This is a genomic window from Bacteroides sp. RCH18 (assembly GCF_058231005.1).
This window is the reverse complement of the sequence record NZ_JBIPTC010000001.1, coordinates 1192864-1218788: the sequence shown is the minus strand read 5'-3', so window position 1 is coordinate 1218788 and position 25925 is coordinate 1192864. Positions and strand designations below refer to the sequence as shown.

Here is a 25925-nt window from a genome sequence, read left to right as displayed (position 1 = left end):
TGTCAATGAAAATACAACGACTTTTTAGCATTCTACTTTTTTGTTCTATGCTGGGAAGTGGCTCGCTTATGGCCCAGTCCATGAGTGACTCACAGGTACTGGAATATGTAAAGGACGGTATCCGGCAAGGCAAGGAACAGAAACAGCTTGCTTCCGAGCTTGCGCGTAAAGGTGTGACCAAGGAACAGGCTATGCGTGTGAAGCAGCTCTATGAGCAGCAGAACAATGTAAACACCTCCCAATCCACGGGTACGGATATCAACGAGTCCCGCCTTCGTGAAGAGACTAAGGAGAATACTTCCGACATGCTGGAAGATCATCCGACTACGGAAGATTTGGCCCGTGAGGACCAGGTTTTCGGGCGCAACATCTTCAATACCCGCAACCTGACGTTCGAGCCGAGTGTCAATCTTGCCACTCCTGCCAACTACCGCCTGGGTCCCGGTGATGAAGTCATCATTGATATCTGGGGTGCCAGCCAAAACACGATCCGCCAGCAGATCTCTCCTGAAGGCACCATCAACATTCAGAAGATCGGCCCTGTCAACCTTAGCGGTATGACAGTCTCCGCCGCCAACGACTATCTGAAGGGCGCCCTGAATAAGATCTATAACGGTCTGAACAATACTACCGACCCTACTTCCGACATCCGTCTGACTTTGGGTAATATCCGTACTATCCAGATCAACGTGATGGGAGAGGTCGTGCAGCCGGGTACCTACGCCCTTTCTTCCTTCTCTACCGTCTTCCACGCGCTTTACCGTGCAGGCGGTGTGAGTGATATCGGCAGCCTCCGAAACGTTCAGTTGGTACGCAACGGAAAGAATATCGCCACCATCGACGTCTACGAATTTATTATGAAAGGCAACACACAGGATGACATCCGCCTACAGGAAGGTGACGTGGTTATCGTCCCCGCCTATGATGTCTTGGTAAAGATCAGCGGTAAGGTAAAACGTCCTATGCGTTTCGAAATGAAGAAAGACGAGAACCTTGCCACTTTAATCAAATATGCCGGCGGCTTTGAAGCTGACGCCTACACCCGTTCATTACGTGTTGTCCGTCAGAATGGTGAGGAATACGAAGTCAACACAGTCAAGGATATGGACTACAGCATCTACACAATGCGTAACGGTGACGTTGTAACAGCCGAAGCCATCCTTAACCGCTTCACAAACAAACTGGAAATCCGTGGCGCTGTCTATCGTCCCGGTATCTACCAGCTCAGCGGTAAACTGAACACGATCCGCGAACTTGTCCATGAAGCTCAGGGGCTGACCGGTGACGCTTTCCTGAATCGTGCCGTCCTTTATCGTCAGCGTGAGGACCTGACCAGTGAAGTTGTTCAGATAGACATCAGGTCTATCATGAACGGTACTTCCCCGAACCTCGCCCTGATGAAGAATGACATCCTCTACATTCCGAGCATTCACGATCTGGAAGACCGTGGCAATGTCACAGTTCACGGTGAGGTCGCCCAACCGGATTCCTATCCCTATGCTGATAACATGACACTTGAGGATCTGATCATCCAAGCCGGTGGCTTGAAAGAAGCCGCCTCTACTGTCCGCATTGATGTGTCGAGACGAATCAAGAATCCCCGTAGTATCGCGGATAATGATACTATCGGTCAGATGTATACCTTCTCTTTAAAGGATGGTTTTGTCATCGACGGTCAGCCCGGTTTTATCCTTCAGCCTTATGACGAAGTTTATGTCCGTCGCAGTCCGGGTTATCAGGCGCAACAGAATGTAGTCATTGATGGTGAAATATTGTTTGGAGGAAATTATGCCATGACCAGCCGTGAGGAACGTCTTTCCGATCTGGTGAATAAAGCGGGTGGTCCTACCAGTCTTGCCTATCTTCGTGGTGCGAAATTGACCCGTGTGGCAAGTGCGGGTGAGAAGAAACGTATGGGTGACGTGATTCGCCTGATGAGCAGACAATTGGGTGAGGCCATGATTGACTCTTTGGGTATTGGTGTTGAGGATACCTTTACGGTAGGTATTGATTTGGAGAAGGCTTTGACTAATCCTAAGGGTAGTGCCGACCTTGTCCTACGTGAAGGTGATGTGGTCTTTATACCTAAGAATACTAATACTGTAACTATCAATGGTGCTGTCATGGTTCCGAATACGGTTTCTTATATGAAGGGCAAGAATGTGGATTATTACCTGAATCAGGCCGGTGGTTATTCTGATAATGCAAGGAAGAGTAAGAAATTCATTGTTTACATGAATGGTCAGGTGACGAAGGTTAAGGGTAGTGGTAAGAAACAGATTGAGCCGGGATGTGAGATTATTGTGCCTAGTAAGGCTAAGAAGAAAGGGAACATAGCTAATATTTTAGGTTATGCTACTTCTTTCAGTTCTTTGGGTATGATGATTGCTTCTATTGCTAATCTTATAAAGAAATAATATTATGTCAGAAGGTCGGTCAGTAGATCATAAAATCGAGGGAATAGAAGTTGATTTAGTATATATTCTTCGTAAAATAGTGGCTATTCGTAAGCAACTTTATAAAGCTACTGCTGTTGGCTTAGTGTTTGGTATTATTGTAGGTTTGAGTATCCCTAAGCAGTATACAGTTGCTGTAACTCTTTCACCAGAGATGGGGAGCGATAAAGGAAGTAGTGGAATAACAAGTTTGGCAGCCTCATTTCTAGGTGGAGGTGCTGGTATGGGGAATAGTACTGATGCATTAAATGCTTCTTTATCATCAGATATTGTATCATCTACTCCCTTTTTATTGGAATTATTAAAAATGAGAATAATAGATAGCGGAGAAACACAAACATTATCTAATTATTTAATGACAGAATCTTCGCCTTGGTGGAGTTATATTGCAGGTCTACCGAGTCTAGCTGTAAGTGGAGTAAAATCATTGTTTATAGATAAAAAGGAATACTCTAACGAGAAATTGCAGAATGGAGTAATTAGACTAACAAAGAAAGAAAAAGCCCAAATTGATATTTTGAAGAAGAGTATTAGAGCTACTATTGATAAAAAGACTGCGATCACAAATGTTAGTGTTACGCTACAGAATCCTAGGGTAGCTGCTGTTGTTGCAGATTCTGTCGTTCGCAGTTTACAAGAATATATTATTGGTTATCGGACTTCAAAGGCCAAAGAGGATTGTGCTTATTTAGAAAAGTTGTTTGAAGAAAGAAAGCAGGAATATTATACGGCTCAAAAAGAATATGCGGAATACGTTGATTCACATGATAATCTTATTCTCCAGAGTGTACGTGCTGAGCAAGAACGTTTACAGAATGAAATGAGTTTGACATATCAAGTTTATAGTCAAGTTGCTAATCAATTGCAAGTTGCTAGAGCTAAAGTTCAAGAAGAAAAACCTGTGTTTGCTGTGGTCGAACCAGCTGTAATTCCTTTAAAAACTTCAGGATTGGGAATGAAAGTGTATGTCTTGTTATTTATTTTTTTATCAATCTTTGTTATGCTAGGATGGGGATTATTTGGAAAAAAGATATTTGATAGTTTAAAAAGATAATGTGTGTGAAAACAAAGATGTCTGTGTCTTCTCAAAATACGCATAAAATAGCTAAAAATACCTTTATGTTGTATATAAGAATGTTGCTTACAATGTTAGTAGCATTATATACTTCACGAGTTGTATTAGAAGTACTTGGAGTAGAGGATTTTGGTATATATAATGTAGTGGGGGGGATTGTGACAATGTTTTCTTTTTTGAATGGAACTATGGCTGCTTCCACACAGCGCTTTTTATCTTATGCTATTGGAAAAAAAGATCTGCAGCTATTAAAGAATACATTTAGTTTAACGGTGTCTATCCATTGTGGAGTGGCTATACTTGTGCTATTATTGGCAGAGACAATAGGCATATGGTTTCTCAATACGTATATGAATATTCCACAAGAACGAATGGATGCAGCTAGATGGGTTTATCAATTTTCTATTTTTTCTTTTGTTGTTTCTGTTATCCAGGTTCCATATAATGCAATAATTATAGCTAGAGAGCAAATGAATATCTATGCATATATGAGTATTATAGAAGTTTGCTTGAAGTTATTGGTTGTGTTTATGTTGATGTGGATAGGATATGATAAATTGAAATTATATGCGATTTTCATATTCTCTGTAACTGTTGTAATAGCTTTATTTTACAGGATATATTGTAAATGCAAATTTAGTGAATGTAAATATCATTTTGTGTTTGATAAAAACACGTTTTATTCACTAACAAGTTACGCAGGTTGGAATTTATCTGCAAATATTGCTTTGATAGCTCGTACGCAAGGAGTTAATATATTATTGAATATATTTTATGGACCAACCTTGAATGCTGCACGAGGAATTGCAGTTCAGGTGAATACGGCAATAATATCTTTCGTTACCAATTTTCAGATGGCTGTTAATCCGCAAATTGTAAAGTCATATGCTCAAGAATATTTGGATGAAATGAGAAAGATCATTATAAAAAGTTCAAAATTCTCTTTCCTGTTATTATTTTTTTTGGCTCTTCCATTTATATTTGAGACAGAATTTATTTTAAATATATGGTTGAAGAATATTCCTACATATGGTATAGTGTTTTGTCGCTTGATTTTGATTTGTACACTTTGTGATATTCTGTCTGGAACTCTTGTATATGGTGCCTTAGCTACTGGTAAAATTAGAAACTATCAGATGGTTATGAGTCTCTTATTTTTGATGAATCTTCCTGTTGTTTTTTTGTTTTTTAAATTAGGAAGTGCTCCTCAAGTTATATTTTATATAGAGTTTTTTATTTATATAATAGCCTTGTTTACTCGATTAATATTACTAAAAAGAATGATTGATTTTCCGGTATTTAAATATTTGACAGAGGTAGTAGGGCGTTCTTTACTTGTTGCTGCTCTTTCAAGTATTATACCTCTTGTAATTTTGGTGATACTAAATGCAGGATTCATTCGTTTTATTCTTGTAACTATTTTATCATTAGGTGGAACCGTAATAATAAGTTACTGGATAGGACTGAACGGAGATGAAAGAATATGGATTAAAAAACAAATGATTAACCATATATGTAAATTAGGTATTAAAAATAAAAGAAATGAAAAATAGAATCTCTATTAATTCTGTCATTATAAATCAATATAGCATTGAAATTTGTTATTTGATAGAAGGTAATTGCTGTAAGTATTTTAATATTGAAAAAGGGAACACTTTTCGAATAGAATATAATGAGAATATAGAAAGAGTTCCTAAGAATATTGCTGTAATTCCTTTCATTGTTAATGTATTACCAATTGTATGGTTAACTGATGCTATATTAGAAGTAGAAGAGTTAGATAGGACATTTTATAATAGTATAAATAGATTTAAACAAGGATACATAGATATGTATCCAATGATGAATTTTAAAGGTAGTATTGAGGTAAAATGTCTTATTGAAAATAACGAAGAACCCACAGGAAAAGTTGCTGTTTTTTTCAGTGGAGGAGTAGATGCTTTTGCTTCTTTAATTGCCCATGTTGATGAGAGTCCTATTTTGTTAACATTATGGGGATCTGATATAAAAATAGATGATCAATTGGGGTGGAATAATGTGCGGAAACACGTTGATGAAACAGCGATGATGTTTGGTTTAGAAAAAATATATATAAAGACTAATTTTAGAACTTTCATAAATGAAGGAATGCTAAACTTATTGGTTGTGCAGTCTGGTGATTCTTGGTGGCATGGTTTTCAACATGGTATAGGGTTGATAGGACATGCTGCTCCATTAGCTTTTAATTTAAAGCTAAAAACTGTTTATATAGCTTCTTCTTATACCAAAGATGATGATGTAACGTGTGCTAGCTCTCCAACAATTGATAATAATGTTGAGTATGCCTGTTGTAAGGTAGTGCATGATCAATATGAATTTCATCGTCAAGAAAAAATTACTCATATTTGTAATTATATAAAAAAAAGTCACAAGAAAATTGTTTTAAGAGTCTGTTGGCAAAGCTCAGGAGGAGAGAATTGTTGTAACTGTGAAAAATGCTATAGAACAATTTTTGGAATAATTGCAGAGGGAGAATCTCCTTCTCAATATGGATTTAAAAATGTCGAAAATAAAATAGGAACAATAGGTTCTCGTATTCAAAAAAGATTAATAATGAATCCAATGATTTGTATACCTTATTGGCAAGATATTCAAGATAGATTTATTGAAAATAAGGATAATATACCTCAAAGAAGTGATTTGGAATGGATTTATGGTTTTGATTTTAATAAAATTAATAATACCATTCCAAAGAAGATTTTATTACTGGCTGCTAAATGTAGAAAAATAGCTTCTAAAATAAAACTGTATATATTGAGATGATACGTTTGACATTTACAGGAGATATTTTAATAGAGCCTGAGCAAAAGGAGGCTATCTGTTCACATTCGGATGGATTTGATACAATTTTTAGAAATATATTATCAAGTTTCTCTTTGTCAAATTATATAATAGGTAATTTGGAGACACCTTTAGCTGGTGAAGAATTAGTATATTCTAGTCATAAATGGAGTTTTAACACTCCTGACTGTCTTGCTGAAAGTCTGAAAAAAGCAGGATTCAATCTATTAACAACAGCTAATAATCATTGTTTGGATAGAGGAAAAATAGGGCTATTGAATACCTTAAAAACATTAGATCGGTATGGGCTGGAGCACATTGGAACTTATGCACAGAAATCTGATAAGGAAAAGATATTTATAAAAGATATTGGCGGACTTCGATTTGCTTTTTTATCATATACTTATGGCACCAATGCATCATTAAATGGTGAGTATTTAGGTGAAGATCGTTATATGGTAAACTTGTTTCAAGATCAAGAAAGGGAGATTCCTCGGAAAAAACAATACTTAACCAGAATCATGAATAAACTTCATGATATATTTAAAGAAAAAAGTAGTTATTCTTTTCATGCATTATCATATAAAAAACAGGTACGTAAGGATATTCAGAAGTGTAGGCAGAAAAATGCTGATTATATAATAATGTGCATGCATTCTGGAGGACAATATAATAATACTCCTGATCCATATACATTATCTTTGGTTAAATGGTTATCAAAACAAGATATAGATTTTATTATTGGTAATCATCCTCATGTGGTTCATTTAGGGAAGAAAACAGGAAAGAAACGTTTCGTTGCTTATTCGTTAGGAAATCTTTGCTCATATCCAGGGTCAGAAACAGCTCATCATGAGAATGACTCTGAGGTCTTAGCTGATTATTCCATAATTTTACATCTGAATTTCTATGAAAAGTCAGATACAGTTGAGGTCAGTTTCGAAATTTGTAAATCAATAGTTGAGGAAGATCGAATAGCTCGGATTTATTCTCTTTATGACTTAATCTGCAAAGAAGAAGATTTGATCTTGAGAGGAAAACTATTGAATGATAATGAACGTATTGTTAGAAAATTTATAGACAATCAAGAGGATACCATTACATTACAAAAAGAATACAATTTTAATTGATGATGAGAGCGAAAGAAAAAATTGAAAGATTACGTGCTGAAATAGAAAAACAATTAATCCCATTGATAGATAGTGATTATGTGTTATGGGATTTACCTTATCATACTAATATAGGAGATACTTTAATATGGCAGGGAGAATGGAATTTCTTAAGAAAGCTGCCTTATAAATGTCTCGGATATTCGTCATGTAATACATGTACTTTTCCAAAACTATCTTTAGATACTATTATTTTGTTACATGGTGGAGGTAATTTTGGAGACTTATGGCGTGATATGCAGGAGTTTCGATTGAAAGTGATAGAAAGATATCCCGAAAATCGAATAATAATCTTTCCGCAATCTGTTCATTATGAGAATATATTTTTGATTAAAGAGGATGCTCGTAAGATGGCTATGCATGAGAAAATGGTTATTTGTGCAAGAGATTTATCTTCCTACAATATACTAAGGGAAAATTTTCTGAATAAGATATTGTTATTACCAGATATGGCCTTTTGTATTGATTTGGATTACTTGCAAAAATGGTCAGTTGATGAGAAAATTAAAACTTTATATGTTAGACGATTAGATAAAGAAATGGGATGCGAATTAGATAAAGAGAACTTTATCTCCAATGAGATTGATATTAGAGATTGGCCTTCTTTAGAATCTCCTTCATTAAGAATAAATATGTACACTAGACTTATATCTCTACAGCAGAAAATGAGAGAATATAAAATGTCAAACCGCTTAATAATTTCTTTAGTTGATATAATGGCTTTTAAAAAATTTCGTCCTTTAATGATAGAACTTGGGGTACGTTTTATTAGTTGCTACCACTTAATATATACAACGCGTCTTCATGTTATGATATTATCTGTGCTATTATATAAGAGAGTCTATTTTCTAGATAATTCATATGGAAAAAATTCTTCTTTTTATGATACATGGTTAAAGGATTTGGATAGTGTAAACCCTTGTAAATAATTTTATTTCATGAAAGCTTATATTATAAACCTTAAAGAAGCTATAGAACGTAGAAACTATATGCAGAAGCAGTTAGCTTTGCTACCTCCTTCGTTATCAAGTGAATTTATAGAAGCTGTAAATGGGAAGGGGATGAATAGAGAACAACTAGAAGAGAATTTTGATTATGAAAAGTTCCGCTTGCGATATGCTAAGGAGGTTCGCCCTGGAGAAATTGGTTGTACTCTAAGTCATCAAAAGTGTTATAGGCGATTACTAGAATCAAAGGAAAAATATGTACTGATATTGGAAGACGATATTATAGTTCGTCAGAATATTGATTTTCTTCTCCCAGAGTTAGAAAAACTGTTAATCACTAATGAACCTCGTATTGTTCTTTTGTCTGGATGGTATTGGTATTTAAGTACAAAGGCGATTAAAGGGCATTACCGTGTAGCTAATGTATATGATGCTTTTCTTACTCATGCTTATGCTATAAATAGAGCGGCTGCCTCTTTGATTATAGAGTCTCGTCCTTTTATAACAGCCGATGATTGGTTTTATATTCGGAAAAAAGGTGTAAAAATATATGCTTTTTTACCACATTTATTGGATCAAGATTGGAGTGGAGAGCATCCGACATCTATTAATCAAGAGGAGAAAAAACAATGTCGAGGGATGTGGATAAGAAAACTGAGAATATATATACATTCTTTTTTCTTAAAAGTTTTATATTTTATGAAACGATATGAAAAACCATAAGATACAATGTCAGAGATAAATGCTATAGGGATAAGTGTAATTATTCCTATTTATAATGTTGAGTTGTATATTGAACGTTGTGTACGTTCTTTGATGGAGCAAACGCTTGAGAATATAGAGTTTATTTTTGTAAATGATTGTACTCCAGATAAAAGCATGATTATTTTGCAACGTGTATTAGAAGAATATCCTGTTCGTAAAGAAAAAGTGAAGATAATAGAGCATAAACAAAATAAGGGTATTGCAGCAACGAGAAATACAGGACTAAAGTATGTGTCTGGACAATATATTATATATTGTGATAGTGATGATTGGATAGAAAGAGACATGTATGAAAAGTTATTGAAAAAAGCTCTTGTAACATGTGCAGATATTGTAGCTTGTGATTATTACGATGATTATATCAATTATTCTATAATACGAAAACAGCTATTCTCACAAAAACCTCAAGAATGTGTATTAGAAATGATGAGAGGTAATTTGCATTGTAGTACTTGGAATAAGTTGATTGTTAGGACTCTCTATGAACGTACTAAGATCATTTTTCCAGAAGGAGTTAATATGTGGGAAGATGTGTGTACAATTATTCCTTTATGTTTCCATGCTAATAAGATAGCTTATGTTTCAGAACCGTTGTATCATTATATTCATTATAATACAGGCTCTTATATAACTTGTATGAGTCAATTTTCATTGAATAATTTGATAGAAGCATTAGCTTCTGTTGAAATGTTTCTTGAAAAGCAACAAGTGTATTATTACTATGCTGACAGTTTATGTTTTATGAAACTTACTGTTAAACTTAATTTACTTCTAGGGAGCAAGGGTGAACAACAAAAAAAATGGAATAAACTTTATTCGGAAGCAAATATTCATATTTGGCAATCTACTCATATATCTGTTTATTGGAAACTGGGTTTACAATTTGCTGCATTGAATATGTTGTTTCTTTTTAATATTATGGCACAATTAGGCAAAGTTTTACGATCAATAAAAAGATGATCTTGTGAAGTATATACTTTTGTTTATTTTGTTATTCTGCTATGTTTTTGCTTTTTACATTGCTGGAATTTCAGTTTCTTTATTAATAGCTTTCCCGTTATATGGCTATGCTATAATTAATAAGGTTTATTATCATAATGTGAGTGCGGTTTTTAAAGACTGCTATATAAAAAATATATTTTTGGGGTGGTGGGGTATAACATTATTAAGTATTGTCTATCCATTATTCTTCTTGACTTTTGATTTTTCTTTTTTTCGTGTAGTAGGAATACAGGTTGTTCATTTATTGGCAGCAATTCCGGTGTTTGCATATTTAAAATATAAAGAGTATACAGATAGGCAGGTGCTTTCTGTATTTACTTGGATTTTTGTAGTTCAAACCTTTATTCAATGTATTGTAGTTTCAAACCCCACCTTAAGCGAGCTAATTCTATATTTTAATAAATTTCAACCAGATGATGTGGTAGGGGCTGGTAGTATGATTCGTGGAAAAGCACTATCGGCAGCTACGACATATCATTTATCTCTTGTATATGGGATTGGATTTATTATTTATGTAAAAGAGTTTTTGAGTCAAAAAATATCATTAACAAATGTATTTATAGGATTGTTAATATTTGTGGGTATTTTTTTTGCGGGAAGAACAGGCTTTGTTGGAGTAGCAATCGGGTTATTTGCTTTTATAGTTTCTAAAAAAGTGAAAACTTCTCGGAAAATCAAATTTGCTTTTCAGTTACTTATTATATTGTTTGCTACAATATTTATGCTGAGTTTTATATTGCCAGACTTTTATGCTTTTCTAGAAGAACAAGTATTTCCTTATGCTTTTGAATTTCTTTATTCTAAAAGTAAATCAGGACAAATAGAAACTGCGTCAACTAATCATCTAATGGAAATGTGGAATCGTGATTTTAATTATGTAGAGTTTCTAATTGGTTCTGGCAGATATTCTTATGAAAATGGAGCATACTATATGCATGTTGATCCAGGAATTCTACGACATACACTTTTTATGGGTATTGGAGGATATTTGTGTCTATTGTTCTATCAATTGATTTTATTACCCTTTTGGAAGATGGATAAGGATACTCGTTTTTATTATGTTTTGATATTTGTCTATTTACTTGTTATGGATTTTAAAGGTTGTACTATTGGTACAAATAAATTTGCCTTTGCAGCTTCCTTACTTTTATCTTTTAGCTATTTTAATTTGTCGTCATCATCAGATAGAAAATAAATATATGAAATCTCCCATCTTTTCAATTGTTATCCCTTGTTATAATTCTTGGCGATATATGGAGCGTGCCCTTCACTCTTTAGAAAAACAGACATTAACGAATTTTGAAGTAATTTTTGTTGATGATTGTTCGACTGATGATACTTATTATCAGTTAGTAGAATACCAAAAGCAAAGTGTACTTAGTATACATATTATTCAGAATGTGAAAAATATTGGTCCAGGAGAATCACGTAATAATGGTATTAAAGTTGCGAAAGGAGAGTATTTAGCTTTTATGGACAGCGACGATTGGTATGAATTGAATTATTTGGAATTAATGTTTAAGGAAATATGCAAAACAAAAGCAGAAATTGTGTTTTGTGATTTTTTTCGATGTTTTGAAAGTGGTGTTAGAAATGGATTGGAAGTTAATAAAATGTTAGAAAATTGCAATAAGAATAGTTATGTTGCATTGGCTTTTACTTCTTTGTGTTGTTTGGTCGTTAAAAGGAATTTAGTACAACAGTTTCTGATACCTAACATTTACCATGGAGAGGACGCAGCAGTTATTCCTGTGTGGATTGCAAGGTCTAACAAGGTGTCTTATATACCCCAAAAAATATATAATTATTTTTATAGACCTAATTCACTTTCTACTTCAATTAATAGAGATATGTTTATTCCGATGTTAGATGGGTTTCGATTTCTTGAAAATTTTATAGACGATGAGTATAGGGATGAAATAGAGTTTCGTGGTATTTGTATGTTATTATATGCAGGTGTTTTTAAATCAATAGAAGCCAAACTGTCTGGTCGTATAATAAAAGAAAAACTTATTGGATTTATTGAAAAGTATCCTTTATGGTATCATAATCCATATATGAAAACATTGCCTATGCGCAAACGTTTTTTTTTATATCTAGTGAGATATAATATATTTTCTTTATTGAGGGTTTATGTTTGGGGACAGCATAGATTATTTGAATTAAAGTAATAGAAAAGTTATAATATATCTGTATGGTTAAACAATATGGTGTTAGTCAAAAAATATATATGTTGATATGTCTTTTACGGACGCGTTTGTTTTATAGAGGATCACGTCTCATACGTTTCCCTTTTGATATTCGTAATCGAAAGCATATTTCTTTAGGGAAACATTTTACATCAGGAAGAAATTGTCGACTAGAGGTGTGTAACGAACATTGTGATAAAGGGCGGATTTGTTTGAAATTAGGAGAAGAGGTACAGATTAATGATAATGTTCATATAGCAGCTGGTCAACTGGTGGAAATAGGTAATCATGTTTTGATTGCTAGCAGAGTATTTATATCAGATATTAATCATGGTAATTTTAGAGAAGGAGAAATGTTTGACTTATCTGTATCTCCAGAGAAACAAACGTTGTTTTTTGATCCAGTGCGAATTGAAGATAATGTTTGGATTGGTGAGTCTGTTTGTATATTACCAGGGGTGACAATTGGTAAACATTCTGTTGTTGGGGCTTTATCGTGTGTGACTAAATCAATACCTCCTTATTCTATTGCTGTAGGAAATCCTGCAAGAGTTGTTAAACAATATAATTTTCAGACTTGTTCATGGGAACGCGTATAATAAAATGTTCATGATTTCACTTCTTTCTAACTAAAACATTATTTCGATTATCATTATTTACATTATGGTATTGAACTGATTATAGGGAAGATTGTTTTTCCCAAAAGTGATAAAACAAATAGAATTAATAGAAAAATATTACTAAATAAATTTACTCAATAATGCTTACTGCTTCAATAGTATCTTATCATCATCGTACGAGTGAAATACATAAAGTGATAGACTGTGTTTTAGCTGGACCAGTAGATAAGCTTTTTATTATAGATAATTCATCAAATGATTGTTTGCGTGAGTTGGAGGGGGTTTCAGATCGTGTTCGTTATATTCACAGTATGAATTGTGGATATGGTGCTGGGCATAACATAGCAATTCGAGAAGCAATGGAAGTAGGTGCAATTTATCATGTTATAGTAAATCCAGATATTTATTTTGGGGAAGGAGTACTTGAACAATTAGTTGCATATATGAATGTTAATAAGGAAATAGGTTTAGTGATGCCAAAAATTCTTTATCCAAATGGAGAGTTACAATATTTGTGTAAATTACTACCTACTCCATTTGATTTATTATTGAGGCGTTTTGGACTTTGGAAAAAATACCGGGAAAAAAGAGATATACGTTATGAGCTCCGTTTCGCAGATTATAATCAGGAAATGCAAGTACCTTCCCTTTCAGGATGCTTTATGTTTGCACGAATGTCTATATTGAAACAAGTTGACGGTTTTGACGAACGTTATTTTATGTATGCAGAGGATTTGGATTTATGTCGTCGAATTGGAAAAATAGCACAGACTATGTATTATCCCAAAGTTTCAGTATATCATGCATATGCTAAAGGATCATATAAAAACCGAAAATTATTGAGATATCATATGTGTTCGATGTTTAAATATTTCAACAAATGGGGGTGGTTATGGGATATTGAAAGAAAAACTATAAATAAACGAGTATTAAACAAACTGGGGAAATAACGATTATTATTTTATATATCATATAATCATGAATATTATATTTATCCTAATTGCCTTTACTATTTCAGCTTATATTGCTAGACTTATTATTCCACGTATATTATTAATATCATTTAGAAAAAAACTGTTTGATATTCCTGATGAACGTAAAGTACATAAGCGGGCTATTCCTCGATTAGGAGGTGTTTCTTTTTTTCCAACTATACTACTTTCATGTAGTGCAGTTCTTGCTCTTCGAACTTTAACAGGGTATGGCATATCTGTTCTTACAGCTTCTTACATTTTACCAGAATTTTTAGTGTTAGTTTGTGGGATGGTTCTTTTGTATCTCACAGGTATTGCAGATGACTTAGTAGGAGTGCGTTATCGTCAAAAATTTGTCATTCAGATTATTTGTGCTAGCTTATTTCCGGTAGTTGGACTATGGGTTAATGATTTCTACGGTCTATTTGGCGTTAATATGATTCCAGCATGGTTTGGGATTCCTTTTACTATAATAACGGTCGTTTTTATAACTAATGCTATCAATCTAATTGATGGGATTGATGGTCTTGCTTCAGGTCTGAGTAGTGCATCACTTTTAGTTTTTGGATTTTTATTTATGGAGAAAGGATTATGGATATATAGCATGCTCGCTTTTAGTACCTTTGGAGTTCTTGTTCCTTTTTTTTATTATAATGTTTTTGGTAGTGCTGAGCATGCACGTAAAATATTTATGGGCGATACAGGAAGCTTAACATTAGGGTATATACTGAGTTTTCTAGCTATTAAATACAGTCAGAATACAGCATTTGTTCCTGTTACTCAAGGAGCTTTTGTAATAGCATTCAGTACACTTATCGTACCTGCTTTTGATGTTGTTCGTGTTGTTATTGTTCGTATCTATCATGGTAAAAGCCCATTTGAACCTGATAAGAACCATATTCATCATCAATTTCTAGCTATGGGTTTTACTGTACGTAAGGCTATGCTTTTGATACTTTTAATATCGTGTGTATTTAGTGGGGTGAATATACTGCTAATGCCTTATGTTGACAACACACTTATGCTATTAGGGGATGTTATAGTTTGGATTGGACTTAATTTGTGGTGGAGTAGGATAAAATTAAAAAAACGATAAATTTATAACTCTTGTCTGATTTTAATTTATCTTATATAGGAAGATGCGAAAGATTTTGTTAAATAGAAATTCGAAAATGAATAGAAATAATGGAAATTATAAAGACTAATATAGAAGGAGTCGTTATTATCGAACCCCGTATTTTTAAAGACGATCGTGGTTATTTCTTTGAATCTTTTTCTCAAAGAGAATTTGAGGAAAAGGTTTGTAAAACGACTTTTGTTCAAGATAATGAAAGTAAGTCTAGCTATGGAGTATTGAGAGGCCTACATTTCCAGAAACCTCCTTTTGCTCAAAGTAAATTAGTGCGAGTTATAAAAGGAGCTGTGTTAGATGTTGCTGTTGATATAAGAAAAGGCTCTCTTACATTTGGGCAATATGTATCTGTAGAATTAACAGGTGAAAATCATCGTCAGTTTTTTATACCTCGTGGATTTGCTCATGGATTTAGTGTTTTAAGTGAAGAAGTGATTTTCCAATATAAATGTGATAACTTCTATTCTCCTCAAAGTGAAGGAGCAATAGCATGGAATGATCCGGATTTGAATATTGATTGGCGTATTCCTGCTGAAAAAGTGGTTCTCTCAGAGAAAGACAGTAAGCATCCAAGGTTAAAAGATTGGCAGAATGTGTTTTAGGATATTACTCCAATTACCTGCAATTCAGTTCTTAGAATTGAAATAAACGACGATTGGGAGCGTATTCTTGAACGAACGCACCGATAAAAAGAAAAAACATTGAGAAGATTGTATTGAATCTTCTCAATGTTTGAATCCAATCATTAAGAAGATTTCTTCAAACTTCCCAATGATTTTTGTAAGCTTTCAAAGTGACATAATGACAAAAAGGACATATGGCCTCTTTTATAAATTCTTATGATGCGTTCTTTAAACTACTTTGCTGATTTTTAATTTATTGACTGCTTTTTATTGACTGTTTTTATGTGATTGCCGAAATTGTATTTTACGCGAGCTAGATTGTTGCTTTGTTGATGAACACTTCCGGTAGTTTACCAATAAAGTGTTGGATATTATACGGATTATTTAAAGGATAAAGTGTGGGAGATAGCATTAAGGACAATAATAACTGGTTATGCTCATAACAACAGGAAATCAGGCAGATATTTGTACATGATTTTAGGAAAACATGGCCTTTGCTTTCTGTTTTTTACCTTGCTGATCCGCTTCTTTTTCCTCATTGCCATCTTCAAAACTATCATGTGCCTTTTTGTCCTTTTGTCTTTTTGAGAGAGAAGGATAAAGCGAAGTGTCGAATGCGGATGAGTGCATGCAACTTTTTGTAAACCAGATTATAACATGCTATTTATTTCTCGGATAGGGAAAACGGAATCCTCAAAATAGGTTGTAATATCGCGTAATATGCTTTTGGGGGAATATTTTTGTGGCAGGCTTCGCAAGCGAGGAGATTTCATTGATCAACAGTTAATAGGTTTAAGAAAATGTGCTACAAAAAAACTAGCTGGTTTCTTTTTTGCTTTCTATTCTTGATAGAAGAGGTGATTTTTTGACATAAAAGCTTTCTTTATTTAATTTATTTTATATCTTTGCTAGCATATCAAGATTACAATCAACTATTTATTCACATAAACTTAATAAAATTATGTTCAAAGCTCCTTTTTCTTTTGACGGTCGTATTCGTAGAATCGAATATTTCCTGTCTGGTATTATCGGTGGTATCGTTTTTGGTGTTGCCTATTCTCTCGGTTTAGCTACTTTGTTTCTTGGTGCGGCTGCCGGTTCCGCAGGTGGTTCCTTGTTTGGTATCTTGATTGGTATCGTAGCGGGAATAGCTTCTATATGGTTCTCTTTGGCGCAGGGCGTGAAGCGGTTGCATGACTTGAACAAGTCCGGTTGGTTGATACTCATTTGTTGTGTTCCTATCATCGGGTGGGTATTCAGTCTCTACATGTTGTTTGCCGATGGTACGGTAGGTCCTAATCAGTATGGTGAAGATCCGAAGAACCGTATGCCATATCAGCCGCAGCCAACTTCTGTAAATGTAACAGTGAATGTGTCGAGAGAAACTCCTGCTGAAGCATCTGCCGAAGAAGAAAAAACAGAAAAAGCCGAATAGTCTTTAATAAGCAGAAATATGGTTGCCTCTTGCAAAATTCGTTTTGCGAGAGGCATTTTTTTACTACCTTTGAGGATTGGTAAACAGAAAAAAGAAGATAAATATGAAAAAAGTAATTTGCAGTGAAAAAGCACCGGGAGCTATCGGTCCTTATAGTCAGGCGATAGAAGCCAATGGAATGGTATTCGTATCGGGTCAGTTGCCTATCGATGCGGCTACCGGAAAGATGGCGGAAGGAATTGAAGAACAGGCACGCCAGTCGTTGGAGAATATAAAACACATCCTGGAAGAAACAGGGTTGACAATGGGAAACATTGTAAAAACGACTGTATTCCTTCAGGATATGTCTTTCTTTGCCGGAATGAACGGCATATATGCTACGTATTTTGACGGAGCTTTTCCGGCACGTTCGGCTGTGGCCGTAAAGGCTTTGCCGAAGGATGCGTTAGTGGAGATTGAGTGTATCGCGGTTCGCTAACAAATCGGCGACAATAAAACTGCTGCCTCCCACGAAGATGAAGTCTTTAGGGGGGCAGTTTTCTTTTGCTGCCCGCACGGCATCCACTACGGTAGGGTAGGAGGTGCCTTTCAGTCCCGCTTCCAAAGCCATTTTCATCAGCTCATCTTCCGGCATTGCACGTTTCACGCTCGCTTTGGTGAAATAGTAGGTGGCGTCTTTCGGCAACAGTTCCAGAACACTGCTGATATCCTTGTCGCTGACCATGCCGAATACAATATGCAATTCCTGATGCAACTTTTCGTGTATATACTTCAATTGCTTGCGAATACTTTTAAAGCCATCAACGTTGTGGCCTGTGTCACAGATGAGGTCAGGATAGCTTTGGAGTTTCTGCCAGCGTCCCATCAGACCGGTCATCTCGCATACATTAGAGAATCCGGTATGGTAATCTTTATTACAGATTTCATATCCCAGGTTCTTTAAAATATCCAGTGCTGCCAGGATTGTGAGACAATTTTCTGTTTGATAGAGACCGCTCAGTTCGTAGTATAATCCCGTCATAAAACTGGAATTATGAATGGATATTGCGTCTTTTCTTTTATCCATGATTCTGTCTATCGCACGTATGGCGTCAGCCGGGTTGATAAGAGAGACAAATTGCATCATTTTCATTGGAAGCGTCTGTATCTGCTGAAGCTTTATTTCCTCCTCCAATAATTCCTGCAAATCGGCTCTGGACTCCTTCAAGTTATCATATGACAAATATTGCACATGGGTGAAACTCTTTAATTCTTCCGAGAAGGTGATGAAGGTATTCATTGCCTTGGCTTTCATCGTAAATACTCTTTTCACCGCTCCAGATACTTTTCCCACTACTACCGGAACATCTTCTTTGATAATTCCGGCCTTTTCTTTGGCTATTTTATTCAGTGTGTGGCCCAGATATTGCATATGGTCGAAACCGATATTGGTAATAACACACAGATCGGGGGTAATGATATTGGTACAATCCAGACGTCCGCCCATGCCTACCTCGATCACTGCCACATCTACCTTCTGATCGGCAAAATAGCGGAATGCCATTGCCGTGGTAAGTTCGAAGAAAGAAGGGTGCAGAGGTTCGAAAAAGGAACGGTGGTCTTCTACAAAGTTGACCACATACTCTTCGGGAATCATTTCACCGTTGATACGGATACGCTCGCGGAAATCAATCAGATGCGGGGAAGTGAATAACCCGACTTTATAGCCCGCGGCTTGTAGCACGGCAGCGATCGTATGCGAACAGGAACCTTTTCCATTTGTCCCGGCGATATGTATCGTTCTGAATTCTTGATGCGGATGACCTAAATGTTCGTCCAATTTGTGTGTTGTCTCTAAACCTGGCTTATATGCTTTACCACCTATTTGCTGAAACATCGGTGCACTTTCATATAAGTACTTTAAAGTGTTCTGATAATCCATGTTTTATAATATTTAACTCCGGGCAATCTTTATTGCTCGCAAAATTGTTTATCTTTAGAACCATCATTCCAACTGTAAACGGAGGATTGATGAATGAGACTGCAAATATCAACATTAAAATCTAAGAAATCATGGGAACTAAGAAAAATTTTGTAATTGACACAAATGTTATTCTTCACGACTATAATTGTTTGAAGAATTTTCAGGAAAATGATATTTATCTCCCCCTTGTCGTACTGGAAGAACTGGACAAGTTCAAGAAAGGAAACGAGCAGATTAATTTCAATGCCCGTGAGTTTGTCCGGGAACTGGATTTGCTGACAAGTGACGAACTTTTCTCTAAAGGAGTGAGTCTGGGAGAAGGATTGGGACGCCTGTTCATTGTCCCCGGCAATGTGGATGCTCCCAAAGTTCATGAATCTTTTCCGGTGAAGAAACCCGATCATCTGATATTGGCAGCCGTTGAATATCTGGCGGGCAAATATCCGAAGACTCCGGCTATCTTAGTGACCAAGGATGTGAACTTGCGTATGAAGGCACGTTCCATCGGTATTACCAGCGAAGACTATATCACAGATAAAGTATCCAATGTCGATATATTCGAGAAATCCAATGAGATCTTTGAAAACGTGGATCCGGCATTAATCGACCGCATCTATTCCTCCAAAGAAGGCATCGACCTGAGTGAATTTGACTTTAAAGACGTCATTCATCCTAACGAATGCTTTGTTCTGAAGAGTGACCGGAACAGTGTACTGGCACGCTATAATCCTTTTACCCATTCCATCTGCCGCGTCACGAAGGGACGCAACTATGGCATTGAACCTCGCAATGCCGAACAGAGTTTTGCTTTCGAGATACTGAACGATCCGAATGTCAAACTGGTGGCATTGACAGGAAAAGCAGGAACGGGTAAGACATTGCTGGCTTTAGCGGCAGCTTTAGGCAAGTTGACTGATTATAAGCAAGTATTGTTGGCACGTCCGGTGGTGGCGTTGTCCAACAAGGATATCGGTTTCCTTCCGGGAGACGCACAGGAAAAAGTTGCTCCATATATGCAACCGCTGTTTGACAATCTGAATGTGATCAAACGTCAGTTTGCCGCTAACTCGACCGAAGTGAAACGTATCGAAGATATGCAGAAGAGCGAACAACTGGTGATTGAAGCGCTGGCATTTATCCGCGGACGTAGTTTGAGTGAAATGTACTGTATCATTGACGAAGCGCAGAACCTGACCCCGAATGAAATAAAAACGATTATTACCCGTGCAGGCGAAGGTACGAAGATGGTGTTTACGGGAGATATCCAGCAGATTGACCAGCCGTATCTGGATAGTCAGTCCAATGGTCTTGTATATATGATCGACCGTATGAAAGACCAGAATATCTTTGCACATGTCAATCTGGTGAAAGGTGAACGCAGTCAGTTGAGTGAGTTGGCCAGTAATCTGTTATAAATAATAAAGAACTAAAAAAAAGAAGAATGAAGAATTACCGGTAGTATAAATGCGCCGGTGGATTCTTCATTCTTCTTTTTTATTCTTTGTTTCTAGTTCTTCATTCTTAATTTTCTTTCTTACCGAAATATTTTAGGAATTGTGTACGTTCGAACGTATTGATGCCTTGAACGTCTTTAATATTCAGTTTTCCTTTGAACTGAGCGATGCTTTCGAAACCTTTCCGTTCCATCCATGCAGATAAGAAGCGGGTGGATTCTCCGATGAATGCGTTCGTGTTCTGATAGACAGCGCTGCAAACTTCTACGGCAGTAGCTCCGGCAAGGATTGCTTTTACTACTGCTTCCGGACTGGCAACACCGCCGGAGGCTGCATAATCGATTTTGTCTACCACTGAGGATGCGATTCCAATCCAGCGGAGAGGAGTGGCAAGATCGGCGGAAGTGCTGAATACTGCACCGGATATTTGTTCCATATTCTCAATATTGATATCCGGCTGGTAGAAACGGTTGAAAAGAACCACCGCAGCTGCTCCGTTAGCGTACAGCTGATCGATCAGAGCTACGGGATTTGTCAGATTGTCCCCCAGTTTCATAATCACCGGAATGCTTACCGTCCGTTTGATATGACGCAGGATGTCGATATGACGCTGCTCAAATGAACCGTACGTATATTGTACATCCGATTGCAATGCCAGAATATTGATTTCCAGTGCATCGGCACCGGCTTCCTGTATCTGTTTGGCAAAGTCTATCCATTCCGCATCCGAATAGCAGTTGATGCTGGCTATGATGGGGATGTTACACTCTTTTTTGCTTTCCTTGATTAAGGTGAGATATTCAGCTAATTTATGTTCACGGATATATTCTTCCAGATAATCGCTTGCTTCCGGATAAAAAGCGGGATCTTTCAGTTGATCCGCTTCCAGCATGATTTGCTCCTCAAACAGAGATTTCAGTACGATGGCACCTGCACCTGCTTCTGCCAGTCTCTTATTTTTGCCGGCACTGTTGGTCAGTCCCGAGCTACTGATAATGATTGGGTTTCTGAGAGAAAGCCCTGCGAAAGTAGTTTTTAAATCGGTCATAATTATATCTTTTTAAAGTAGTTGGCTACTGATTAATAGTTTCTTTCTCCGAATATCTTGCTTCCTACCCGTACCAGAGTGCTTCCTGCGGCAATCGCTTCGTGATAGTCATGTGACATACCCATCGACAATTCGCGGAAAGTAAAGGTTTCAGCAAACCAGTTTGCTTTTATTTCCTGAAAGAGCCTATTCAGTAAACAAAATTCCCGGTTAATTTGTTCAACATCATCGGTGTTGCTTGCCATTCCCATCAATCCGCAGATGCGTACGTGAGACAGTTCTTTCCATTCGCCGGCATGTAGCATATCCTTGCATTCTTCGGGGCTGAAACCGAATTTGGTCTCTTCCTGTGCAACGTGAATCTGTAACAGACAGTTCACGATACGTCCCGCTTTGGCAGCTTGCTTGTTGACTTCCGTCAGCAGTTTGTACGTATCGATTCCATGTATCATCGCTACATAGGGAATCATGTATTTGATCTTGTTTGTCTGCAAGTGCCCGATAAAATGCCATTCGATGTCTTTCGGCAACGTTTCGTATTTAGCTGTCATTTCCTGCACTTTGCTTTCTCCGAAAATACGCTGTCCCGCCTGATAAGCCTCTTCTATCGCTTCATTGGGATGGAATTTTGAGACAGCAACCAGCCGGACTCCTTGTGGGAGTTCGGCCAGCACTTGCTTAAGATTGTCAGCAATACTCATGGTTACTTATGCTTTTGACGGATCAAACTCCGGTTTGTCATTCGGTCCGGCGCTGTAAGGATATACATCCATCAGCGGGGTTTCGGATACCATACCGATCTGGTAATCGGCCATCGTTCCTTTCATGCCTTCATCCAGCTTCTTCACTGCGTCGCGCAAGTCGGCAGCCTGAACTAGCACTTGGGTAGAAGTCTTTTTCTCTGCACCGCTTTTTTCGTCAAGGGTGATAAAGATAAGTTTGCACTTAAACCAGCGGTCGGCACTTTCCTCGTCGCTGGGGAAAAGTTCGCTATAGTTGGCACGTTTAATGTCCGATACTGTAAATTCTCCTGTTATAAATGGAGTCATCTCCTCGATAATACGTGCTTCTGCTTCTGTAAAGCTGAGTGCATCTACCAGATAAGGTTCCGTCACTTTCTTCTGCATTCCGTTTTCCATTGTTTTCTCGTAACGGATTTTGCACTCAAACCAAGTATGCATTGCCATAATTTTTCTTCTTTTTTAGTTTATTGATTCGTGTAAATTGCCTACAAAGATAAACAAAATACGAAGTAACTGCCGAAAGATTTTTATTTTCTTTTATGCAGATTCTTCAATTCGAACGAAAGCATGACGCGGAAAAGTCCGATGATGAAGAAAGTAAAGGAAATCATGTAGACCACGTACAATGCACCTACTGCCGGTTGCCACAATATGATGAGAGCACAGATGATGGCGAGGATACCGAAGGCCATATACCAGCCCCAGTCACGGGTACCGTAACGTTTGAGGTCGATGGAATAGCCGGTAGAGGAGAAGCCCCGGAACATGAGCCAGAAGGCGATGATAAACGGAATCACTTCCATGCTGACCATCGGATAGGCAATCAGGTAAATACCTAAAATAAGGTCGATAATTCCTCCTACCAGATACCAGCCCCAACTCGGTACTCCCTTGCGGTTGCTGAGGGAGAATATAATTTCGAGGATACCGCTTATCAGCATCGATATGCTGAAAACGATGCTAAGTGCCACATAGCTGCTGAGAGGTGAGAACATAAGCCAAAGGGCGACAATAATATACACGATTCCTAACAGGAGAGAGGTCCACCAGTTTTTTACTGAATGTTTGATCTCATTGAAAACAGTTTCCATACGTTCTTTAATTTTAAATGAATACTCTGTGAATTTGTGGAGGAATAACAAATTGATTTTAGAAAAGGTTTTCGTGTGAACATATTCCGGGGATAAGTTGTTTTTATTATAAAGTAATTTTAAAATGTAAATGCAATATGGCAACAACAAATTTCAAAGGACAACCGGTGAAACTGATCGGTGAATTTATACAAGTAGGTAAAGTCGCTCCTGACTTTGAGTTAGTAAAAACAGATTTGTCTTCTTTCTCCCTGAAAGACCTGAACGGCAAAAATGTGATTCTAAATATTTTTCCAAGTCTGGATACCAGTGTCTGTGCAACATCGGTACGCAAATTTAATAAAATGGGAGCAGGTTTGAAAGATACGGTAGTACTGGCTATCTCCAAAGACCTTCCTTTTGCCCACGCACGTTTCTGTACGACGGAAGGCATTGAAAACGTAATTCCATTGTCAGATTTCCGTTTCTCTGATTTTGACGAGAGCTACGGATTGCGTATGGCAGACGGACCGTTGGCAGGCTTACTGGCACGTGCAGTAGTCGTAATCGGCAAAGACGGCAAGGTAGCATATACGGAACTTGTTCCGGAGATTACTCAGGAACCTGACTATGAGAAGGCATTGGCGGCAGTTAAAGAATAGGTAATAGGGAATAAGTATTAGGTATTAAGTAATAAGTATTAGCCGAAGTCGCTTATTTCATTATTGGCATTAATTATGCGGAGTATTACTTATTACTTAATATCTATTACCTATTACTTTACATTAAACCTTAACCACATGGACAAAATTCGATTTTTCTTCATCGCCCTGTTAGGTATGGGCGCTGCACACTTGTCGGCTCAAACGGCCGATAGTACACAAACTTCTCCCTGGACAACGGAAGGTTTTGCCGGACTCAAACTGACGCAGGTTAGTTTGACCAACTGGTCTGCCGGAGGTGACAATTCTGTCGCTTTTGACTTACAAGGTACTTATCAGGCTAACTATAAAAAAGGAAAGCATATATGGAACAACCGTCTTGAACTGGCTTATGGCTTGAATAAGACAGGGGAGGACGGCATGAGAAAGGCCAATGATAAAATATATATGAATACCAACTATGGGTATTCTATCGCCAAAAACTGGTATGCAAGTGCATTTACCACTTTCCAGACACAATTCTCGCCCGGATACGATTATTCAGTCAATAAGGATGTCGCTATCTCCGAATTTATGTCTCCGGCATATCTGACTACCGGTTTGGGATTCACGTATGATCCGGGAAAGATTTTCACGGTTGTATTGTCTCCTGCCTCCTGGCGCGGCACCTTTGTGCTGAATGACCGTTTGTCTGATGAAGGCGCATTTGGCGTCGATCCCGGCAAACATCTTTTGTCAAGCTTCGGTGCTAATCTGAAAGGAGAGGTGAAATATGAATTCTTAAAGAACATGACTGTATATTCCCGTCTGGACTTGTATTCTGACTACTTGCATAAACCTCAGAATATTGATGTGAACTGGGAAGTGCAGATTAATATGGCAATCAACAAATGGTTCTCCACTACGCTGACCACCAATATGGTCTATGACGATGATATCAAAATAGTTCAGAAAGACGGCAGCAAAGGATCACGCCTGCAATTCAAAGAAGTGCTGGGGGTAGGAGTGCAGTTTAATTTTTAAGTAATAAGTAATAGGTATTAGGTAATAAGTATTAAGTATTAAACCGTGCGGATAAGCTAATAACACAGCAACTTCGGTTAATACCTAATACTTATTACCTATTACTTATTATTTATTTCTCTTCATTCCTTTATAAACCAGGAAGCCCACGATGAATATTCCGATTGCGATGAAGCAATAGCCGATTTCGTGGCTGTATTCTGTTACTTTGGCAATCAGTTGTTCTTCGCTTTCGATGCCGGGCACTGTCGAGAGGTAATACCCGATTACGGCGAGGATTGTATTCCATAATCCGGCTCCGATAGTGGTATACAACAGGAAGGTGTGCATTTTCATGCGGGCAAGTCCTGCCGGTATGGAAATCAGCTGGCGAACTGCCGGAATCAATCGGCCGATGAAGGTGGAAAGTGCGCCATGCTTGTCGAAATAAGATTCGGCATGTTGTACTTTGGCTTCGTCGATCAGACACATATGACCGATACGGCTGTTGGCAAATTTATAAATGATGGGACGTCCCAGCCATTTGGCCAGATAATAGTTGATTAATGCACCGATATCTGCACCGATGGTGGCAAATAAGACTACCAAGTAAATATTAAGCTCGTCATTGACAGCTGCTTTGTATGCTGCCGGTGGGATGATCACTTCCGATGGGAAAGGGATGAAGGAGCTTTCTATAGTCATTAATAAAGTGATTGTCCAATAATTCAGATGTTCGAGACACCACTGGATAAAAGCTACTGATTCCATGTGTT

25 protein-coding genes are annotated in these 25925 nt (G+C 37.1%); 19 read left to right on the top strand and 6 right to left on the bottom strand.

Annotated elements, in window-relative coordinates:
• The first annotated feature begins 5 nt into the window (after positions 1–5).
• The 16 genes from ACHLI0_RS04830 (at position 6) to ACHLI0_RS04755 (ending at position 17685) form a co-directional block, all read left to right on the top strand.
• Entirely contained in the window at positions 6–2417 is a 2412-nt protein-coding gene (locus ACHLI0_RS04830; RefSeq protein ID WP_490748566.1) for an SLBB domain-containing protein, read from the top strand.
• A gap of 4 nt (positions 2418–2421) precedes the next feature.
• Complete coding sequence (locus ACHLI0_RS04825; RefSeq protein WP_113748371.1) at positions 2422–3510, top strand: chain-length determining protein; 1089 nt, start codon at positions 2422–2424, stop codon at positions 3508–3510.
• A 5-nt stretch (positions 3511–3515) separates the two neighbouring features.
• A complete protein-coding gene (locus ACHLI0_RS04820; RefSeq protein ID WP_490748565.1) occupies positions 3516–5084 on the top strand; it encodes a lipopolysaccharide biosynthesis protein in 1569 nt (522 codons plus the stop codon).
• On the top strand, positions 5074–6333 hold the full coding sequence (locus ACHLI0_RS04815; RefSeq protein WP_113748372.1) for a hypothetical protein: 1260 nt from the start codon (positions 5074–5076) through the stop codon (positions 6331–6333). Before ACHLI0_RS04820 ends, ACHLI0_RS04815 begins: the two co-directional genes overlap by 11 nt.
• Positions 6330–7481 (top strand): CapA family protein, encoded by a 1152-nt coding sequence (locus tag ACHLI0_RS04810; protein ID WP_113748373.1) that lies wholly within the window; start codon positions 6330–6332, stop codon positions 7479–7481. The genes ACHLI0_RS04815 and ACHLI0_RS04810 overlap by 4 nt, the downstream gene beginning before the upstream one ends.
• A complete protein-coding gene (locus ACHLI0_RS04805; RefSeq protein WP_229036438.1) occupies positions 7481–8449 on the top strand; it encodes a polysaccharide pyruvyl transferase family protein in 969 nt (322 codons plus the stop codon). Before ACHLI0_RS04810 ends, ACHLI0_RS04805 begins: the two co-directional genes overlap by 1 nt.
• A gap of 9 nt (positions 8450–8458) precedes the next feature.
• A complete protein-coding gene (locus ACHLI0_RS04800; RefSeq protein WP_113748374.1) occupies positions 8459–9190 on the top strand; it encodes a glycosyltransferase family 25 protein in 732 nt (243 codons plus the stop codon).
• 6 nt (positions 9191–9196) lie between these two features.
• Entirely contained in the window at positions 9197–10192 is a 996-nt protein-coding gene (locus tag ACHLI0_RS04795) for a glycosyltransferase family 2 protein (RefSeq protein ID WP_113748375.1), read from the top strand.
• Between the two features lie 4 nt (positions 10193–10196).
• Entirely contained in the window at positions 10197–11429 is a 1233-nt protein-coding gene (locus ACHLI0_RS04790; protein ID WP_490748564.1) for a hypothetical protein, read from the top strand.
• A gap of 4 nt (positions 11430–11433) precedes the next feature.
• A complete protein-coding gene (locus tag ACHLI0_RS04785; RefSeq protein WP_490748563.1) occupies positions 11434–12405 on the top strand; it encodes a glycosyltransferase family 2 protein in 972 nt (323 codons plus the stop codon).
• A 23-nt stretch (positions 12406–12428) separates the two neighbouring features.
• Positions 12429–13022, top strand: a complete 594-nt coding sequence (locus ACHLI0_RS04780; RefSeq protein ID WP_117978586.1) for an LbetaH domain-containing protein — start codon at positions 12429–12431, stop codon at positions 13020–13022.
• Between the two features lie 161 nt (positions 13023–13183).
• Positions 13184–13993: a glycosyltransferase gene (locus ACHLI0_RS04775; RefSeq protein WP_117978585.1), complete on the top strand. Its 810-nt coding sequence runs from the start codon at positions 13184–13186 to the stop codon at positions 13991–13993.
• 28 nt (positions 13994–14021) lie between these two features.
• Positions 14022–15113, top strand: a complete 1092-nt coding sequence (locus ACHLI0_RS04770; protein WP_373252523.1) for an MraY family glycosyltransferase — start codon at positions 14022–14024, stop codon at positions 15111–15113.
• A gap of 89 nt (positions 15114–15202) precedes the next feature.
• Positions 15203–15751 carry a dTDP-4-dehydrorhamnose 3,5-epimerase gene (gene rfbC, locus ACHLI0_RS04765; RefSeq protein WP_113748380.1) on the top strand — a complete coding sequence of 183 codons (549 nt, stop codon included), beginning with the start codon at positions 15203–15205 and terminating at the stop codon, positions 15749–15751.
• Between the two features lie 982 nt (positions 15752–16733).
• Positions 16734–17207 (top strand): DUF805 domain-containing protein, encoded by a 474-nt coding sequence (locus ACHLI0_RS04760; RefSeq protein WP_008762435.1) that lies wholly within the window; start codon positions 16734–16736, stop codon positions 17205–17207.
• Between the two features lie 103 nt (positions 17208–17310).
• Positions 17311–17685, top strand: a complete 375-nt coding sequence (locus tag ACHLI0_RS04755) for a RidA family protein (protein WP_048694130.1) — start codon at positions 17311–17313, stop codon at positions 17683–17685.
• On the opposite strand, the gene ACHLI0_RS04750 is transcribed toward ACHLI0_RS04755, so the two are convergent.
• Positions 17653–19128: a bifunctional folylpolyglutamate synthase/dihydrofolate synthase gene (locus tag ACHLI0_RS04750; protein WP_195577657.1), complete on the bottom strand. Its 1476-nt coding sequence runs from the start codon at positions 19126–19128 to the stop codon at positions 17653–17655. The genes ACHLI0_RS04755 and ACHLI0_RS04750 overlap by 33 nt on opposite strands.
• 131 nt (positions 19129–19259) lie before the next feature.
• Here ACHLI0_RS04750 and ACHLI0_RS04745 point away from each other — a divergent pair, with 131 nt between their 5' ends.
• Positions 19260–20585, top strand: a complete 1326-nt coding sequence (locus ACHLI0_RS04745; protein WP_008764954.1) for a PhoH family protein — start codon at positions 19260–19262, stop codon at positions 20583–20585.
• A gap of 106 nt (positions 20586–20691) precedes the next feature.
• On the opposite strand, the gene ACHLI0_RS04740 is transcribed toward ACHLI0_RS04745, so the two are convergent.
• The 4 genes from ACHLI0_RS04740 to ACHLI0_RS04725 all read right to left on the bottom strand — a co-directional run bounded on the left by ACHLI0_RS04740 (position 20692) and on the right by ACHLI0_RS04725 (position 23506).
• The gene (locus ACHLI0_RS04740; protein ID WP_048694137.1) at positions 20692–21672 is read right to left on the bottom strand and encodes a dihydroorotate dehydrogenase-like protein; all 981 of its coding nucleotides are present in this window, start codon (positions 21670–21672) and stop codon (positions 20692–20694) included.
• Positions 21673–21704: 32 nt separating this feature from the next.
• On the bottom strand, positions 21705–22373 hold the full coding sequence (locus ACHLI0_RS04735) for a YggS family pyridoxal phosphate-dependent enzyme (protein WP_022470897.1): 669 nt from the start codon (positions 22371–22373) through the stop codon (positions 21705–21707).
• A gap of 6 nt (positions 22374–22379) precedes the next feature.
• The gene (locus tag ACHLI0_RS04730) at positions 22380–22859 is read right to left on the bottom strand and encodes a DUF4494 domain-containing protein (RefSeq protein WP_008762440.1); all 480 of its coding nucleotides are present in this window, start codon (positions 22857–22859) and stop codon (positions 22380–22382) included.
• A gap of 83 nt (positions 22860–22942) precedes the next feature.
• Entirely contained in the window at positions 22943–23506 is a 564-nt protein-coding gene (locus tag ACHLI0_RS04725) for an HdeD family acid-resistance protein (RefSeq protein ID WP_055222015.1), read from the bottom strand.
• A 137-nt stretch (positions 23507–23643) separates the two neighbouring features.
• Here ACHLI0_RS04725 and tpx point away from each other — a divergent pair, with 137 nt between their 5' ends.
• Entirely contained in the window at positions 23644–24147 is a 504-nt protein-coding gene (gene tpx, locus ACHLI0_RS04720) for a thiol peroxidase (RefSeq protein ID WP_008762442.1), read from the top strand.
• Positions 24148–24285: 138 nt separating this feature from the next.
• On the top strand, positions 24286–25170 hold the full coding sequence (locus ACHLI0_RS04715; protein ID WP_008762443.1) for a DUF3078 domain-containing protein: 885 nt from the start codon (positions 24286–24288) through the stop codon (positions 25168–25170).
• A gap of 108 nt (positions 25171–25278) precedes the next feature.
• Here ACHLI0_RS04715 and ACHLI0_RS04710 read toward each other — a convergent pair whose 3' ends face one another.
• On the bottom strand, positions 25279–25920 hold the full coding sequence (locus ACHLI0_RS04710) for a DedA family protein (RefSeq protein ID WP_008764956.1): 642 nt from the start codon (positions 25918–25920) through the stop codon (positions 25279–25281).
• Positions 25921–25925: the final 5 nt, after the last annotated feature.

Excerpts from the sequence above, each read along its gene's own strand:
- ACHLI0_RS04830 (WP_490748566.1), top strand. The coding sequence starts at position 6 with ATGAAAATACAACGACTTTTTAGCATTCTACTTTTTTGTTCTATGCTG.
- ACHLI0_RS04825 (WP_113748371.1), top strand. The coding sequence starts at position 2,422 with ATGTCAGAAGGTCGGTCAGTAGATCATAAAATCGAGGGAATAGAAGTT.
- ACHLI0_RS04815 (WP_113748372.1), top strand. The coding sequence starts at position 5,074 with ATGAAAAATAGAATCTCTATTAATTCTGTCATTATAAATCAATATAGC.
- ACHLI0_RS04810 (WP_113748373.1), top strand. The coding sequence starts at position 6,330 with ATGATACGTTTGACATTTACAGGAGATATTTTAATAGAGCCTGAGCAA.
- ACHLI0_RS04805 (WP_229036438.1), top strand. The coding sequence starts at position 7,481 with ATGATGAGAGCGAAAGAAAAAATTGAAAGATTACGTGCTGAAATAGAA.
- ACHLI0_RS04800 (WP_113748374.1), top strand. The coding sequence starts at position 8,459 with ATGAAAGCTTATATTATAAACCTTAAAGAAGCTATAGAACGTAGAAAC.
- ACHLI0_RS04795 (WP_113748375.1), top strand. The coding sequence starts at position 9,197 with ATGTCAGAGATAAATGCTATAGGGATAAGTGTAATTATTCCTATTTAT.
- ACHLI0_RS04785 (WP_490748563.1), top strand. The coding sequence starts at position 11,434 with ATGAAATCTCCCATCTTTTCAATTGTTATCCCTTGTTATAATTCTTGG.
- ACHLI0_RS04780 (WP_117978586.1), top strand. The coding sequence starts at position 12,429 with ATGGTTAAACAATATGGTGTTAGTCAAAAAATATATATGTTGATATGT.
- ACHLI0_RS04775 (WP_117978585.1), top strand. The coding sequence starts at position 13,184 with ATGCTTACTGCTTCAATAGTATCTTATCATCATCGTACGAGTGAAATA.
- ACHLI0_RS04770 (WP_373252523.1), top strand. The coding sequence starts at position 14,022 with ATGAATATTATATTTATCCTAATTGCCTTTACTATTTCAGCTTATATT.
- rfbC (WP_113748380.1), top strand. The coding sequence starts at position 15,203 with ATGGAAATTATAAAGACTAATATAGAAGGAGTCGTTATTATCGAACCC.
- ACHLI0_RS04760 (WP_008762435.1), top strand. The coding sequence starts at position 16,734 with ATGTTCAAAGCTCCTTTTTCTTTTGACGGTCGTATTCGTAGAATCGAA.
- ACHLI0_RS04755 (WP_048694130.1), top strand. The coding sequence starts at position 17,311 with ATGAAAAAAGTAATTTGCAGTGAAAAAGCACCGGGAGCTATCGGTCCT.
- ACHLI0_RS04750 (WP_195577657.1), bottom strand. The coding sequence starts at position 19,128 with ATGGATTATCAGAACACTTTAAAGTACTTATATGAAAGTGCACCGATG.
- ACHLI0_RS04745 (WP_008764954.1), top strand. The coding sequence starts at position 19,260 with ATGGGAACTAAGAAAAATTTTGTAATTGACACAAATGTTATTCTTCAC.
- ACHLI0_RS04740 (WP_048694137.1), bottom strand. The coding sequence starts at position 21,672 with ATGACCGATTTAAAAACTACTTTCGCAGGGCTTTCTCTCAGAAACCCA.
- ACHLI0_RS04735 (WP_022470897.1), bottom strand. The coding sequence starts at position 22,373 with ATGAGTATTGCTGACAATCTTAAGCAAGTGCTGGCCGAACTCCCACAA.
- ACHLI0_RS04730 (WP_008762440.1), bottom strand. The coding sequence starts at position 22,859 with ATGGCAATGCATACTTGGTTTGAGTGCAAAATCCGTTACGAGAAAACA.
- ACHLI0_RS04725 (WP_055222015.1), bottom strand. The coding sequence starts at position 23,506 with ATGGAAACTGTTTTCAATGAGATCAAACATTCAGTAAAAAACTGGTGG.
- tpx (WP_008762442.1), top strand. The coding sequence starts at position 23,644 with ATGGCAACAACAAATTTCAAAGGACAACCGGTGAAACTGATCGGTGAA.
- ACHLI0_RS04715 (WP_008762443.1), top strand. The coding sequence starts at position 24,286 with ATGGACAAAATTCGATTTTTCTTCATCGCCCTGTTAGGTATGGGCGCT.
- ACHLI0_RS04710 (WP_008764956.1), bottom strand. The coding sequence starts at position 25,920 with ATGGAATCAGTAGCTTTTATCCAGTGGTGTCTCGAACATCTGAATTAT.